A 14,271-nucleotide genomic window follows, 5' to 3' on the forward strand; every position below is an offset into this window, starting at 1 on the left:
ATCTTCCCAGGTGCGCATGTGCCGGACGGGAGGCGCGGTGCGGCGCCGCCACGGGCCTCCCGTCCGCCTGGTCGCCGACTCGGGCACATTTCGATACGTGCGCATAGACTCGCGTCATGCGCGAACTCGGCTTCCTCTCCTTCGTCCCGAACCACGGGGGCACCGACGGCGCCGCCGGCGCCCTCGAGGACGGGCTCCGCCTGTTCGAGACCGCGGAGTCACTCGGCTACGGGACGGGCTGGGTGCGCGGCCGGCACTTCGAGCCGTACCTGACGAGCCCGATGACGTTCTTCGCGGCGGCCGCACAGCGAACCAGCACCATCGCGTTCGGCACCGCCGTGCTCGGCATGCGGTACGAGGACCCGGTGCGCCTGGCCGAGGACGCCAGCACCGTCGACCTGCTCAGCGGTGGCCGGGTCCAGCTCGGCATCAGCACGGGCATCGCCGGGTACGGTCCGATCCTCGACCCGGTGTTCGGCACGGTCGAGCGCAGCTTCCGCGACGAGGCCGAGGCCCGCGCCGCACGGCTGCTCGAGGTCCTGCAGGGCGAGCCCCTCGGGAGCGCCGGCAAGGGCTACGAGAGCATCCCCGCCGGTGCGGACCTGACCCTGCAGCCGCTCAGCCCGGGCCTCCGCGATCGGGTGTGGTGGGGCGGCGGCAGCATGGGCACGGCGGTCCGCACGGCCGAGAAGGGCCTCCTGCTGCACTGCTCGACCCTGAACACCGAGGACACCGGCGCCCCGTTCGCCCAGGCGCAGGCCGACCAGATCGCCGCCTACCGCGACCGGTTCGCCGAGCTCCACCCGCAGCGCGAGTCCAAGGTCGCCGTGGGCCGGATCGTGGTGCCGCTCCTCGACGAACACGACCGCGCCGTGCACGAGGAGTTCCTGACCGGGTACGCCTCCGGGATGGACGACGAGGGTCGACCGCTCTCGGGCACCCCGCCGTTCCGCTTCAGCAAGGTCGTGTCCGGCGAACCGGCGGCCATCGTCGACAGCCTGCTCGCCGACCCGGCGGTCACCGCCACCGACGAACTGGTCATCACCCTGCCGGCGAACGGCGACCGTGCGGCGCACGAGCGGATCCTGCGCATCGTGGCCGAGGAGATCGCCCCGGCACTGCGGGCCTGAGGGCCGGTGCCGCGGGCCTGACCGCCGGCGCCGCTGGCCTGACCGCCTCCGGTCCCGCCGCCGCACCGCCACCGAGAGTCAAGGGCATCCGGCGGGGCTCTGATCGAGTTGGTGAGGCCCGAGAGCCCGGCCGGATGACCATCTCGTCCCTGATCCGCACGAGATGGTGCACCCATCGTTCCACCTACCGAGCGGTTTGTCACACCGTTCCGCGCACCTGGGACGTATGAAGTTGACCAAGTGTCACTCGTTTTTCCGAACCGGGACGAAGTGCGGCAACCGGTTCACCGGTGCGCATCGGGGCCGGAACGAGCCACGGAACCAGGTTCCGGACACAGCACCGCGCGATTCCGTGGTGTTGTGTCCGGAACCTGGTTCCCGCGCCGGTTCGCCTGCGCATCGGGGCCGGAACGACGAATGCGTCCCCGCGCGGACGCGGGGACGCATTCTGGGACGCACCGGGGAGGCCAGGGCAACAACGGCCGGATCAGGAGACCGAGTCGCTCACCCAGCGACCCCGTAGTCGGTGCGTGCGCGGACGGTAACCAGCCGACTCGCGCACATAGATGTTACTGAATGGAGTTGGGAGCTGCGCGGAAACCGGACGACTTCGTCACTCCAGTTCGAGGGACGCGGTTCCGGCGTCGTCGACGACCGAGGCGCCGACGTGCAACGTGAAGGTCCCCGACTCGTACTGCCACGAGCCGTCCCAGTGGGCGAGGGCACGCGCCGGGACCTCGATCGAGACCTCCGTCGAGGCGCCCGCGGCGAGCCGGACGGGGGCGAACCCGACCAGCCAGCGCACCGGGCGGTCGACCGCCGACTCCGCACGGGACGCGTAGACCTGCACGACGTGCTTGCCGGCCCGGTCGCCCGTGTTCACGACGGTCGCCGTGACGATGACGGCGTCGCCCTCGCGCACGGTCGGGGTCGCGGAGACGCCCTCGATCGACCACGTGGTGTAGCCGAGGCCGTGCCCGAACGGGTACGCCGGCTCCGTGCCGGCCCGCAGCCAGGCCCGGTAGCCGACGTGGACACCCTCGTCGTACGCGACCTTGCCGTCCACCGGGGTGACGTCGAGCACGGGGACGTCGGCCATCGCGACCGGCCACGTCGTGGGCAGGCGGCCGCCGGGCTCCTGCGCCCCCGTCAGCACGTCGGCCAGGGCGTTGCCGTACTCCTGCCCACCGAACCAGGTCAGCAGCACCGCGGCGACGTCGTTCCGCCAGGGCATCTCGACCGGCGACCCGGCGTTCACGACGACGACCGTGTTCGGGTTCGCCGCGGCGACCGCGCGCACCAGGTCGTCCTGGTGGCCGGGCAGTGCCAGCGAGGACCGGTCGTAGCCCTCGGACTCGACCTTGGAGTTCGTGCCGACCACGACGACGGCGACGTCCGCACCACGGGCGGCGTCCACCGCGGCCTCGATGAGCACGGCGGGGTCGTCGTCCGACGGCTCGGTGCCGAACTGGTACGCCAGCACCCCGCCGAGCGTCTCGTCCTGCACGATGTCGTACTCGATGCGGATCGCGACCTGCTGTCCCGCCGTCACCTCGACCGGCACCGACCGCGCCGGCGGGTTGAGGAACGCGGCACCGAGCTGGTCGCCCTCGAACGGCACGTCCTCGTCGAGCAGCAGCTCGCCGTCGATCCACATGCGTGACCGTCCGGCCGCGCCGATGCCGAACCGCACGGTGCCGGTCGACTCGGCCGTGTACGTGGTGGTGATGTCGAGCCGGTCGGCTTCACGCGTCGGGGCGTCGCCGCCGAACCAGAACAGTGCCGTCGCGCGGCGGTCCTCGACGAACAGCTCCTCGCCGTCCTTGACGAAGGCGACCCGGGCGCCGGGTTCCCCGGTGCCGGGGTTCGTGATGGTGGACAGCGGGAACTCCGCGATGCCCTCCTGCACGACGGCGCCGATCGCGTAGTCCACGCTCGCGCCGGGGAAGGCCGAGCGGATGCCGTCCAGCGGTGACACGACCTGCGACGGCACGACCGTGGCCGAGCCACCGCCCTGCGTGCGGGCCTGGTCGGCGTTGTGGCCGATCACCGCGATGCGCGACACGGCGGGGGCGTCGAGCGGCAGGACACCGGTGTTGCGGACCAGGACGGTGCCCTCGGCTTCGGCCTCGCGCACGAACGCGATGCCGTCCTCGACGTGCACGGGCGAAGCGGCGACGGGCTCGAAGCCCTCGAGCGCGCCGACGCGGGCGGCGAGGGTCAGGATCCGGCGGACCTTGCGGTCGATCGCCGCCATCGGCACCTCGCCGGACTGCACGGCGGCGAGCAGCGGGCCCTCGCTCCACCACGGGTTCGGTCCGGGCATCGCGACGTCCTGCGACGCCTTCGCCGAGTCCACCGAACGCACCCCGGTCCAGTCGGACACGACGATGCCGTCGAAGCCCCACTCCGAGTTGAGCGGGGTCTCGAGCAGGTCGTTCTCCGACGCCGTCACACCGTTGATCGCGTTGTACGACGACATGATCGCCCAGGCGTGCGCCTCGGTCACGGCCTTCTCGAACGCCAGCAGGTACAGCTCGCGCAGCGCACGGTCCGACACCTCGGTCGACGCGGTGAAGCGGTCGGTCTCGTAGTCGTTCGCGATGTAGTGCTTCGGGGTGGCAGCGACACCGTTCTCCTGCACGCCGTCGACGTACGACGCGGCCAGGTCACCCGTGAGCACCGGGTCCTCGCTGAACGCCTCGAAGTGCCGGCCACCGAGCGGGGACCGGTGCAGGTTGATGGTCGGGCCGAGCACGACGTCGACGCCCTTCCGACGGGCCTCCACCGCGGCGGCGGCGCCGTAGCGCTTCGCGATCGCGCGGTCCCACGAGGCGCTCAGCGCGGTCGCCGACGGCAGGTTCAGGGACGGGTCGCGCTCGTCCCACACCTCGCCGCGCACGCCCGACGGGCCGTCCGACATCAGGATCCGGCGCAGCCCGATCTTCTCGATGGGCCAGGTGGTCCAGAAGTCACGTCCGGTGAGCAGCTGCACCTTCTCGTCGGTGGTCAGCTGGCCGAGGAGCGCATCGATGCGCTCAGTCAGCGGCGTCGACGGACTGGAGGCGGTGCTCGCGTCGTTCACGGTGGTCACGGTGGTCGGTCCTCTCGTTCAGGGCCGCGGGGCGCCGCCTGGACGGCCGGGGCCTCGTCGCCCACACCCACCATCCACCGGGTTCGCCGCCCGCGCTGGCAGCTCCTGCACCGTACCACCGAAAACCAACCGTTGCTTGGTTTCTCCGGGTCTCCTGCGGGCGGTACAGTCTGGCCATGGCACGACGGGGTTCGTACGCAAAGGGCATCGCGAAGCGCGAGGAGATCCTCACGGTCGCGCTGGACCTCGTGGCGTCGCAGGGCTTCCGGCGGACGAGCATCAAGGACATCGCCGACGCCGTGGAGCTGACCCAGGCCGGCCTGCTGCACTACTTCGACTCGAAGGACGAGCTCTGGGTCGAGATCCTCCGCCGTCGCGACGAGCTCGACCTCGCGCACGACTGGCAGGCCGCCGACCCGGCAGCCCTGCTCGCGGCGATCGTGCGGCACAACGCCGAGGTCCCGGGTCTGGTGCAGATGTTCGTCAACCTGTCCGCCGCGGCCGCCACCGACGCCGAGCACCCGGCGCACGAGTACTTCCGCGAGCGCTACGACCGCAGCCGCCGCGACCTGTCCGCCGACTTCCGAGCCATGCAGCAGGACGGCCGGCTGCGCACGGACATCGACCCCGACGAACTGACCAGCGTCCTGCTCGCGGTGTCGGACGGCATGCAGATCCAGTGGCTCTTCGACCCCACCCGCGACATGGCCGAGCACGTCGAGCTCGTCGCCCGCCTCGCGATCGCCCAGGTCGACCCCACCGCCTGACGGGAGGCGCACCGCACGTCCGCACCGAGCCTCCCGCCGGCGAAGTGGTCAGGGCAAGCGCACGGCAGCGAGTTCGTCCGCCGCGGTGCTCCACGCGCGGACCTGCGTCTTCGAGAGGGGTTCCTCCGGAGACATCGACCAATCTGAGATGTTCCGGCCCCGCATCTCCCGCGCGAGGTGGTCACGCACCGCTCGCTTCGAATCCGTCGACAAGGCCGCTCCGTAGTGCTCCGCACCAGGGACGTCGGCCAGTTCGGTCAGGTACGCCTGGCAGAACCAATCCGCTGCTTCGGCCCGCAGGTACGGGCTCTCGAGCGTGGCGTACCAGCGGCGGAAGAACTCGTCGTACGGGCCAGAGTCCTGCATGAACCCACCAGAAGCAAAGAGGAGTTCACGGACCCGCTGAGGGGTGAGCCCGCGGGCGGCTCGGACGGCATCACCGATCCTTCCCCCGTCGACGAGGTGCGCTATCTCGCTCATTTCATTGCTCATGAGGTCTGCGATCGTTCCATGGTCGAACACTGGCGTATGGGTGTCGATATGTAAAACGGGCCCAGCCGCCAGCTCCGGGGTACGGACAGGGCCTGGTCGCGTCAGGTGCGGCGGGGCAGGATGGTCGGTGCCCGCCAGGGTGTGTTCCGACGACGATGTGGAGTGACGCGATGACGCGTGTAGTGGTGACCGGTGGCAGCGGCAAGCTCGGACGAGCGGTGGTGCGTGACCTCGATGCGCACGGGTACGACGTGGTCCTGCTCGACCGTGTCCCCTCCCCCGACAAGCCCGAGCGTGTCCCGTTCGTGCGGATCGACCTGACCGACCACGGCCAGGTCCTGAACGCCCTGCTCGGCATCGACGACCGGTACGACCACGTGGACGCCGTCGTGCACCTCGCGGCGGTGCCGGCCCCGGGGCAGGTCCCCGACGTGGCCCTCATCACGAACAACGTGACCTCGTCGATCAACGTCTTCCACGCCGCACGTGCCGCGAAGATCAAGAACGTCGTGTGGGCGTCGAGCGAGACCCTGCTCGGCATCCCGATGGGCGAGCACCACCCGCCCTACCTGCCGGTCGACGAGGAGTTCGCGGTCCGCCCGCAGTCGTCGTACTCGCTCGGCAAGGCGGTGGAAGAGGAGATGGCCCGCCACTTCACCCGCTGGGACCCGGAGCTGAAGATGATCGGCCTGCGCTTCTCGAACGTGATGGACGAGACTGACTACCCGGCGTTCCCGTGGGACGCCACCCCCGAGGCGAAGACGTTCAACCTGTGGTCGTACATCGACTCCCGCGACGGCGCCCAGGCTGTTCGCCGGGCGCTCGAGGCCGACCTCACCGGGTTCGAGGCGTTCGTCATCGCCAGCCCCGACACGGTGATGGACACCCCGACCATCGAGCTCGTCGAACGCTTCGTGCCGGACATCGAACGCCGCGCGGACATCGACGGCGTCAGCTCGCTGCTGTCGTCGGAGAAGGCCCGCGAACTCCTCGGCTACACGCCCGAGCACAGCTGGCGCGACCACCGCGCCTGATCGTCAGGCGGCGGGGACGAGCAGCCCGTCGAGCACCAGGTCGCGCGCCGCCGGCAGCAGGTCGGCGGCGAGCGCCTGTTCGTCCACGCCCGTGATCTGTGCGAGCGCACCGATGATCGCCGCGACGGACAGGTCCCCGTCGCACGCGCCCACGAACGCCGCGAGTGCCGTGTCCGCGTCCACCCGGCGCCCGAGCCCGCCGCCCTGCACCAGCGTCATCACGGTGGGGTCGTCGTTGCCCGGCCAGTAGTACCGCTCCTCGGTGACGTCGCCGGCCACCGACAGGTGGGCGGTGGCGAGCGCGGCATCGTCGTGCGCGGCGAGCCAGGCGGCCGCGTCGAGGACGCGGGCGACCGTCGCGCCGAGGCCTGCGGGGTTGGAGCCGAGCGTCTCGGGGACGCGCTCGAACCGGCGGAGGCCGGACGGGCCTCCCGGCAGGGGTCGACGCACCACGACGTAGCCGAAGCCGACGCCGGTGACGCGACGGTCCGCGAAGTCGTCGAGCCAGGCGCCCATCAGGTTGTCGAACTCGGCCGTGCCGGGCTTCGTCCCGCCGTCGCGGATCCAGGTCTCCGCGTAGGACGTCGGGTCCTGCCGCTCGCGCTCGATCACCCAGACGTCGAGGTCGGTGTCGGCGAACCAGCCGCGCACGCGGTCCAGGCCGTCGACGCCCCAGTGGTACTCCCAGTTGCCGAGGAGCTGAGCGGTGCCGCCGGGCTCCAGGTGGTCGGACAGGCCGCGGAGCACCGTCTCGACCAGGGCGTCGCCGACCATGCCGCCGTCGCGGTACTCGTAGGACGGGACACCCTCGCGACGGGGTGTGATGACGAAGGGCGGGTTCGAGACGATCCGGTCGAAACGCTCCCCCGCAACCGGCTCGAACAGTGAGCCGAACCGGAAGTCGATGCCGTCGATGCCGTTGAGTCGGGCGTTGAACCGGGCGATGTCGAGGGCACGGCGCGAGATGTCGGTGGCGACCACCTGGTCGGCGAAGCGCCGCGCGTGCATGGCCTGGATGCCGCACCCGGTGCCGAGGTCGAGCACACGCTCGACCGGGACGGGCACCTGCAGGCCGCTCAGCGTCGTGGTGGCGCCGCCGATGCCGAGGACGTGTTCCTCGCTGATGGCGTGCCCGAGGGCGAGCTCGCCGAGGTCGGAGACGATCCACCAGCTGCCGGCGCCGAGGTCGTCGACGAAGGCGTAGGGGCGCAGGTCGACGGTGGGGTGGACGAGCACGTCGGCGCCGCTGCCGTTGCCGTCGCCGTCGCCTTCGCCTTCGCCTTCACTGCGCAGCAGGCCCGCGGCGATGACGGCGTCGAGCCCGGCGGTCGGGAAGGCCGCGGCGGCCTCGGCCCGCGCCACCGGCAGGCCGAGCACGAACAGCGTCGCCAGGGTGCCGAGCGGCGTGGTCTCGCGGGCGGCGAGCGCACGCAGCGCGGCGACCCGCGAACCGCGGTGCAGCGATGCGGCGGCCTCGGCCCCCCACAGGGATTCGAGCCGGTCGACGGTGAAGCCGGCCGCCGTCAGGTCCGCGGCGAGCGCCGTGGTGACGGCGGGGTCCGCGGAGATCGACGGCAGCGTGCGCACCGTGTCCACGCCGGTGCCCGCGCCGGCGCTCACGAGGCGATCCCCTCGCGCAGCAGCGCCGCGGGGACCTGCCACTCGAGCACCAGGTCGAGGAGCCCGGGGAACCGCTGCTGCACGTCCTCGACGCGGACGCGGCTGACGCGGGTCAGGCCCTCGAGGTGCTGCTCGAGCAGACCGGCCTCGCGCAGGACCCGGAAGTGGTGGGTCAGCGTGGACTTCGGCCGGTCGATGCCGACCCAGCCGCAGCTGCGCTCGCCCCCGGCCGCGTCGACCAGGTAGCGGTGCAGGATCGCGAGCCGGATCGGATCACTCAGGGCGTCCATCACGACCGGGAGGTCCATCTCGGCCACGGACGGCTGCGGCAGCCGTTCAGGAGCATCGACGTGCGCGGGCATGGACGGGACGCTACCACCGTTCGGCTTGCTGTACGACTTGCGTCGTACTGTTCGAATGCGGTACGAATGCAGCCGTACTGCACGGAGATGGAAAGGGGTGCGCATGCACCAGTCAGCTCGTTCGGTCGCCGGGTTCTGGATCCTGGCGGCGATGCTCCTGGTCTCGGTCGCGTCGTCGGCCGTGCCGTCGCCGATCTACCCGGTCTACGCAGCCGAGTGGCACCTCACCCCGCTCATGCTCACCGGGGTCTTCGCCATCTACGTCGCCGGCCTGTTGGCGAGCCTGCTCGTCGCGGGTCGCCTGTCCGACCACGTCGGCCGCAAGCCTGTCCTGGTCGTCGGCGGCCTGGGTGTCGCACTGTCGCTCGGCCTGTTCGCGATGGCGGACGGGGTCGTCGCGCTCATCGTCGACCGGATCGTGCAGGGTGTCTCGGTCGGGCTGCTCATCGGGGCCCTCGGCGCGGCCCTCATCGACAACTCCCTCGAACGCCACCCCACCATGGCGGGCGTGCTGAACGGCGTCATCCCGCCGATCGCCCTGGCCACCGGCGCGATGTCGAGCGGCGCGCTGGTGCAGTGGGGCCCGGCACCGGAGCAGCTCGTCTACCTGCTGTTCGGCGCACTCCTCGTGCTCCTCGTGCTCGCACTGTTCGTCGTCCCCGAGCAGGTGCAGCGTCGTCCCGGCGCACTCCGCTCCCTGCGCCCGACGATCAGCGTGCCGCGGTCCTCACGCCGGTTGTTCCGCGGCGTCGCCGGGTCGCTCGTCGCCAGCTGGGCGCTCGGCGGCATGTTCCTGTCGCTCGTGCCCTCGGCGCTCGGCACGGTGTTCGGCATCACGAACCACTTCGCCGCCGGTGCGCTCATCGCCGTGGTCACCGGCGTCGGCGCCCTGACCGGCCTGGCGATCCAGCGGATGGACACCCGTCGCGCGGTCCTGCTCGGGCTCGTGGCCCTCGTGCTCGGCCCGATCGTCACCGTGTCGTTCGTGTTCGCACACTCCCTGCCGGGCGTGGTCATCGGCAGCGCGATCGCCGGTGTCGGATTCGGCGCCGGGTTCCAAGCGCCGCTGCGGATGCTGCTCGCCACCGCTGCCCCGACCCACCGCGCCGGGCTGCTCTCCACGATCTACGTCGTCAGCTACCTGGCGTTCGGGGTGCCCTCGGTCATCGGCGGCCTGCTCGAGCCCTCGGTCGGGCTCGTCCCGGTCATCGCCGGGTACGGCGGTTTCATCGTGCTCGCCGCAGTCGTCGCCCTCGTGCTGCAGCTGTCGTCGAAGGACGCCGCCGAGGTCGAGGAGCGCGCGGCCGAGGTCATCGAGCGCACCGCCACCGGCTCGATCCGGGTCGCGGCCGAGTAGCGAGCCGTCCGGCACGGTTGGACACGCTCGCACAGTGCGACGCGCTCGCAAGGTGCGGAGATGCCCATTCGGTGCGAGGTTGACCGCTCGGTGGGGGCCTGCGGCACCGCACGAAGCCATCAACCTCGCACGCGGTGACCAGCACCGCACGGTGCCGACCGCGGGGGCCCGACCGCGGCGGCCCGACTAGTGGCCCGGGCGCGCCGAGTTCGTCCCGCGAGCGCGCGCACGCACCCCGACGGTCCGCGCTGCCCCGGTGTGCGCAGCATCGACATCGGCCTTGCCCCGGTCCGCAGCATCGCGCAGACGCTTCGGCCCGTGCCGCTTGGCCCAGTCCCAGAAGCGGTGCAGCTGCGCCTTGAGCCACGTGATGATCTTGTGGAAGAAGTGGAACTCGCTCGCCAGCACCGTGAGGCCGATGAACACCACGAGCCACCCCGGGCCCGGCAGCGGCACCAGGATCAGCCCGATGATGACGACCAGCCCGCCCACCAGGCCGACGAGCACCTTGTAGAGCAGGTGCACGTGCGGCCGCGCGTGGATCCAGGTGCGCAGGCGGCGGAACCACTGGAAGCGCTGGCGCGGCGCGCCGTCGGCCCGGGCCTCGCCGGGTCGGTCGTTCGGGTCGCCGTCCATGCCGAAAACCTAGGGCGCGCGGCTGGGAATCAGCGGCGCACGGGGTGGACGCGGGGTGCGCATGCCGGGAGGCGCGTGGCGGGGACAGCCCGCGCCTCCAGGCCGTCAGGCGGCACCGATCGCGTGCCCCTCACGCGTGCGCGACGCACGTCGCCGCCCACGGGACGGCGGCCAGCCGGGCCTCCGGGATCGGCTCGCCGCCGACCGTGCAGCGCCCGTAGGTGCCGTCGTCGAGTCGTGCGAGCGCTGCGTCCACCTGGCGGATCCGCAGTTGGGCGCCGTCGCGGACCGCACCGAGCGAGCCGCGTTCCCAGGCCAGGGTCGCACCCTCCGGGTCGTGTTCGTCGTCGGAGTTCGCGTCCTGCCGGGCGTCGCTGACGTCGCGCATGCTCCGCTCGACCTCGGCGAGCAGCCGGACGTTGCGGGCGCGCTCGGCCTCGAGTGCGGGGCGGGGGTCCTCCATCCCGGCCACGGTAGTCGCGGCGGAATGGCCCCGCCTCCGGATGCGTTCGCATGGACATGACGAAGATCGGGTTCCTGTCGTTCGGACACTGGCGTGACGTGCCGGGGTCGAAGGTGCGCAGCGGGCGGGAGGCCCTGGTGCAGGCGATCGACCTCGCGGTCGCAGCCGAGGAAGCCGGCGTCGACGGCGCCTACTTCCGCGTCCACCACTTCGCGCCGCAGCAGGCCGCACCGTTCCCGCTGCTCTCCGCCATCGCCGCGAAGACCAGCCGGATCGAGATCGGCACAGGCGTCATCGACATGCGCTACGAGAACCCGCTCTACATGGCGGAAGAGGCCGCCGCCACCGACCTGATCTCCGGCGGCCGACTGCAGCTCGGCGTCTCGCGGGGATCACCCGAGACCGCCCTGGCCGGCTACCAGCAGTTCGGGTACGTGCCCGACACCTCCGACGAGAACGGCGGCGACATGGCCCGAGCGCACACGAACGTGTTCCGCCGTGCGATCGCCGGCGAGCCGATGGCCAACGCCAACCCGCAGATGACCGGTTCGGTCGGGTCCCTGCCGATCTCCCCGCTCTCCGACTCGCTCGGCGACCGGATCTGGTGGGGCGCCGGCACACGTGCCACCGCCGAGTGGACCGCCGAGCAGGGCATGAACCTCATGTCCTCGACCCTGCTGACCGAGGACACCGGCGTGCCCTTCGACCAGCTGCAGGCCGAGCAGATCGAGCGCTTCCGCCGGGTGTGGTCCGAGTCGGGCTGGGACCGCGAACCGCGCGTCTCGGTCTCGCGCAGCATCATCCCGATCATCGACGACGAGTCGCGGCACTACTTCGGCATCCGTGCACAGGTCGAGGGCCAGGACCAGGTCGGGCACCTCGACGGCGGGCTGGCCCGGTTCGGCCGGTCCTACATCGGTGAGCCCGAGCAGCTCGTCGCAGAACTCGCGGCCGACCAGGCCGTCCGTGCTGCCGACACCGTGCTCGTCACCGTGCCGAACCAGCTCGGTGTGGACTTCAACGCCCGGCTGCTCGCCGCCGTGAAGGACGTGTTCACCGAGGTCGACGCGGAGCCGGTCCCCGCCTGACCGGAAGACCTCAGCTGCTCGGCCAGAGCAGCCGGAACCGCTCGCACACGACCGGCATGTCCGGCCCGAACCCGCGCGGGTTCTCCGAGTGTGCGCGCCAGAACGCCTCGTGCACCCTCCGCCAGTGGTCGAGCGTCCGGTCGCCTTCCCCCTCGGCCCAGGCGTGGTCGGCGTCGACCTGGTCGAACGGCACCACCCGGACCGCCGTCGTCTCGATGACGGCATGGGGCGCACCCGAGCCGTCGGTCACGATGCTCACCTCGTCGGCCGCGGGCAGTGGATCGCCGGTCGCCTCGTAGTCCCAGAGCGACGACGCCGTGCCGACCTTGACCCCGTCGAGCACGAGCTGCAGGAGCGCGTCCGCCTGCTCCGGGGTCGCGCCGAACGACCACGCCTCCGGCACGTCCATCGGAAGGCTCGGACGCTCGCTGCGTCGCGCGGTCCAGAAGTCGTCGAGCGTCGAGGGCACGCCCCGACCGTAGTGCACCGGTCCGGTCCCCCCTTGTGCTGACACCCGGCTGGGGACTGGGGCGAGGCCGACCGCGCTCCTAGGCTCGGGAGCGTCGATCCACCCCGCACCTCGAGGAGCAACCGTGACGCTGCCGGCCGCAGGCTGGTTCCCGGACCCGCAGGACGCCCGTCGTCTGCGCTGGTGGGACGGTCGCACCTGGGGCGCAGCCACGCGGGTCCCCGCGGCTGCTGCTGACCCGGTCACGCCGATCGTCGTCGCGCCGGTGGGGCCGTCGTTCTCGGTGCAGACCGCGGCGATCCGGACGGACGCGTGGGCATCGGGCACCGCCGGCGACCGTCGGCTCTGCGTGTTCACGGTGCTCGCGGTGCTGCTCGCCGTGGTCTCGGTCGTCGCGAACCCCTGGGGCCTGGCGGGACTGCTCGCCGTGGCGTGCGGCGTCATCGGCGTCGTCCGTCCCGGGGCCGTCGGTGCCTGGGCCGTCCTGGCGCGGAGCGCTTCGGCGAGCGCCCTCGTCGTCGCGGTGACGACGACGGTCATCGCCGCGTCGGCCCAGTTCCACCTGTTCTGAGCGCGTAGGCCCCGCTCACCGTCGCGGTCCACGGCACTTCGTGAGCAGAAACGGTCGGGTGGGACGACGCGACCCGACCATTTCTGCTCACGAAACGCGCCCGTCGCGCACCCGCACGGCCCAGGCACCCGCACGGCCCAGGCACCCGCACGGCCCAGGCACCCGCACGGCCCACCGGGCCCGCCTACCGCCGCGCCCGCGGGTGTGCCGTCTGGTACACGTCCCGCAGCATGTCCGCCGTGACCATCGTGTAGATCTGCGTCGTGGCGACACTCGCGTGGCCGAGCAACTCCTGCACCACGCGCACATCGGCACCGCCCTCGAGCAGGTGCGTCGCGAACGAGTGCCGGAACGTGTGGGGTGACACGTGTGCCTCCAGGTCGGCGGCAGCAGCGGCGGCCTGGATCACGAGCCAGGCACTCTGCCGCGACAACCGCGCTCCACGGGCACCGAGGAACAGTGCCGGCGTCGACGGCCCGCGTGCCGCGAACACCGGCCGTGCCCGCACCAGGTACGCGTCGATCGCTGCACGGGCGAAGCTGCCGAGCGGCACGATGCGCTGCTTGTTGCCCTTGCCCGTGACCTTCACGACCGAGAGCTCGCCGTCGGCGTCCGACAGCGTCGTCACGTCGTCGACCGACAGTCCCACCGCCTCGGAGATCCGCGCACCGGTGGCGTAGAGCAGCTCGAGCAGGGCCTTGTCCCGCAGCTGGACAGGGTCGTCGGCGTCGACGGACACCGCCCCGAGCAGCCGTTCCATGTCCTCGACGGGGATCGCCTTCGGCAGCCGCATCGGGGCCTTCGGCGGGCGGACGGCGGTGCCGGGGTCGAGCGGCAGCCAGCCCTCCCCCGCGGCGAAGGCGGTGAACGACCGGACCGAGCTGAGCATCCGCGCGATCGACCGCGGTGCGAGCGGACCTTCCGGTCGGGTGGCCAGGTGCGTCACGAACCCCGAGACGTCCGCCCGTGCCAACCGTGCCACGTCCAGCAGCACCGAGGAGCCCCCGGCCCGGTCCGCACCGTCCGACTCGACCACCGGTGCGGCCTCGAGCCACTCTGCGAACACGGCGAGGTCCCTCCGGTACGCCGACAACGTGTGCTGCGAGAGTCCCCGCTCGATCGCGACGTGCCGCAGGTACGTCTCCGCGGCACGGTCGAGGGGCATCACCTCAGCAGGCTAACCGGCGC

The 14,271-nt window shown here is 71.8% G+C and carries 14 protein-coding genes; 6 read left to right on the forward strand and 8 right to left on the reverse strand.

The features are described from left to right. The first annotated feature begins 116 nt into the window (after window positions 1-116). Window positions 117-1,130 carry an LLM class flavin-dependent oxidoreductase gene (locus tag DEJ29_RS15105; protein ID WP_111095913.1) on the forward strand — a complete coding sequence of 338 codons (1,014 nt, stop codon included), beginning with the start codon at window positions 117-119 and terminating at the stop codon, window positions 1,128-1,130. 613 nt (window positions 1,131-1,743) lie between these two features. Here DEJ29_RS15105 and DEJ29_RS15110 read toward each other — a convergent pair. Continuing rightward, window positions 1,744-4,224, reverse strand: a complete 2,481-nt coding sequence (locus tag DEJ29_RS15110; protein WP_111095914.1) for a beta-glucosidase H — start codon at window positions 4,222-4,224, stop codon at window positions 1,744-1,746. Window positions 4,225-4,400: 176 nt separating this feature from the next. On the opposite strand from DEJ29_RS15110, the gene DEJ29_RS15115 reads away from it, so the two are divergent. Further along, a complete protein-coding gene (locus DEJ29_RS15115) occupies window positions 4,401-4,991 on the forward strand; it encodes a TetR/AcrR family transcriptional regulator (RefSeq protein ID WP_111095915.1) in 591 nt (196 codons plus the stop codon). 48 nt (window positions 4,992-5,039) lie between these two features. On the opposite strand, the gene DEJ29_RS15120 is transcribed toward DEJ29_RS15115, so the two are convergent. Then, on the reverse strand, window positions 5,040-5,357 hold the full coding sequence (locus DEJ29_RS15120; RefSeq protein WP_146237681.1) for a hypothetical protein: 318 nt from the start codon (window positions 5,355-5,357) through the stop codon (window positions 5,040-5,042). A 296-nt stretch (window positions 5,358-5,653) separates the two neighbouring features. On the opposite strand from DEJ29_RS15120, the gene DEJ29_RS15125 reads away from it, so the two are divergent. After that, a complete protein-coding gene (locus DEJ29_RS15125) occupies window positions 5,654-6,517 on the forward strand; it encodes an NAD-dependent epimerase/dehydratase family protein (protein ID WP_071245140.1) in 864 nt (287 codons plus the stop codon). A 3-nt stretch (window positions 6,518-6,520) separates the two neighbouring features. On the opposite strand, the gene DEJ29_RS15130 is transcribed toward DEJ29_RS15125, so the two are convergent. Beyond that, on the reverse strand, window positions 6,521-8,137 hold the full coding sequence (locus DEJ29_RS15130; protein ID WP_258376026.1) for a DUF7059 domain-containing protein: 1,617 nt from the start codon (window positions 8,135-8,137) through the stop codon (window positions 6,521-6,523). Continuing rightward, a complete protein-coding gene (locus DEJ29_RS15135; protein ID WP_111095917.1) occupies window positions 8,134-8,499 on the reverse strand; it encodes an ArsR/SmtB family transcription factor in 366 nt (121 codons plus the stop codon). Before DEJ29_RS15135 ends, DEJ29_RS15130 begins: the two co-directional genes overlap by 4 nt. A 103-nt stretch (window positions 8,500-8,602) precedes the next feature. Between DEJ29_RS15135 and DEJ29_RS15140 the strand changes: the two genes are divergently transcribed. Continuing rightward, the gene (locus DEJ29_RS15140) at window positions 8,603-9,856 is read left to right on the forward strand and encodes an MFS transporter (RefSeq protein WP_111095918.1); all 1,254 of its coding nucleotides are present in this window, start codon (window positions 8,603-8,605) and stop codon (window positions 9,854-9,856) included. A 186-nt stretch (window positions 9,857-10,042) separates the two neighbouring features. Here the strand turns inward: DEJ29_RS15140 and DEJ29_RS15145 are convergent, their stop codons facing one another. Both DEJ29_RS15145 and DEJ29_RS15150 read right to left on the reverse strand, forming a co-directional pair. Next, on the reverse strand, window positions 10,043-10,492 hold the full coding sequence (locus DEJ29_RS15145; protein ID WP_111095919.1) for a TIGR02611 family protein: 450 nt from the start codon (window positions 10,490-10,492) through the stop codon (window positions 10,043-10,045). A 130-nt stretch (window positions 10,493-10,622) separates the two neighbouring features. After that, window positions 10,623-10,955 (reverse strand): TraR/DksA family transcriptional regulator, encoded by a 333-nt coding sequence (locus tag DEJ29_RS15150; protein WP_111093493.1) that lies wholly within the window; start codon window positions 10,953-10,955, stop codon window positions 10,623-10,625. A gap of 50 nt (window positions 10,956-11,005) precedes the next feature. Between DEJ29_RS15150 and DEJ29_RS15155 the strand changes: the two genes are divergently transcribed. After that, entirely contained in the window at window positions 11,006-12,043 is a 1,038-nt protein-coding gene (locus tag DEJ29_RS15155) for an LLM class flavin-dependent oxidoreductase (protein ID WP_111095920.1), read from the forward strand. A gap of 10 nt (window positions 12,044-12,053) precedes the next feature. Here DEJ29_RS15155 and DEJ29_RS15160 read toward each other — a convergent pair whose 3' ends face one another. Continuing rightward, complete coding sequence (locus DEJ29_RS15160; protein WP_502866880.1) at window positions 12,054-12,512, reverse strand: ASCH domain-containing protein; 459 nt, start codon at window positions 12,510-12,512, stop codon at window positions 12,054-12,056. A 124-nt stretch (window positions 12,513-12,636) separates the two neighbouring features. On the opposite strand from DEJ29_RS15160, the gene DEJ29_RS15165 reads away from it, so the two are divergent. Continuing rightward, on the forward strand, window positions 12,637-13,083 hold the full coding sequence (locus DEJ29_RS15165; RefSeq protein ID WP_111095922.1) for a DUF2510 domain-containing protein: 447 nt from the start codon (window positions 12,637-12,639) through the stop codon (window positions 13,081-13,083). A gap of 184 nt (window positions 13,084-13,267) precedes the next feature. Here DEJ29_RS15165 and DEJ29_RS15170 read toward each other — a convergent pair whose 3' ends face one another. After that, complete coding sequence (locus tag DEJ29_RS15170) at window positions 13,268-14,248, reverse strand: site-specific tyrosine recombinase XerD (protein WP_111095923.1); 981 nt, start codon at window positions 14,246-14,248, stop codon at window positions 13,268-13,270. Window positions 14,249-14,271 lie beyond the last annotated feature (23 nt).

Source organism: Curtobacterium sp. MCPF17_021 (assembly GCF_003234605.2).
GTDB classification, from domain to species: Bacteria; Actinomycetota; Actinomycetes; order Actinomycetales; family Microbacteriaceae; genus Curtobacterium; species Curtobacterium flaccumfaciens.

Coding starts and splice junctions, on each gene's coding strand:
- DEJ29_RS15115 (WP_111095915.1), top strand. CDS start 4,401: ATGGCACGACGGGGTTCGTACGCAAAGGGCATCGCGAAGCGCGAGGAG.
- DEJ29_RS15120 (WP_146237681.1), bottom strand. CDS start 5,357: ATGCAGGACTCTGGCCCGTACGACGAGTTCTTCCGCCGCTGGTACGCC.
- DEJ29_RS15150 (WP_111093493.1), bottom strand. CDS start 10,955: ATGGAGGACCCCCGCCCCGCACTCGAGGCCGAGCGCGCCCGCAACGTC.
- DEJ29_RS15145 (WP_111095919.1), bottom strand. CDS start 10,492: ATGGACGGCGACCCGAACGACCGACCCGGCGAGGCCCGGGCCGACGGC.
- DEJ29_RS15155 (WP_111095920.1), top strand. CDS start 11,006: ATGGACATGACGAAGATCGGGTTCCTGTCGTTCGGACACTGGCGTGAC.
- DEJ29_RS15105 (WP_111095913.1), top strand. CDS start 117: ATGCGCGAACTCGGCTTCCTCTCCTTCGTCCCGAACCACGGGGGCACC.
- DEJ29_RS15170 (WP_111095923.1), bottom strand. CDS start 14,248: ATGCCCCTCGACCGTGCCGCGGAGACGTACCTGCGGCACGTCGCGATC.
- DEJ29_RS15125 (WP_071245140.1), top strand. CDS start 5,654: ATGACGCGTGTAGTGGTGACCGGTGGCAGCGGCAAGCTCGGACGAGCG.
- DEJ29_RS15140 (WP_111095918.1), top strand. CDS start 8,603: ATGCACCAGTCAGCTCGTTCGGTCGCCGGGTTCTGGATCCTGGCGGCG.
- DEJ29_RS15135 (WP_111095917.1), bottom strand. CDS start 8,499: ATGCCCGCGCACGTCGATGCTCCTGAACGGCTGCCGCAGCCGTCCGTG.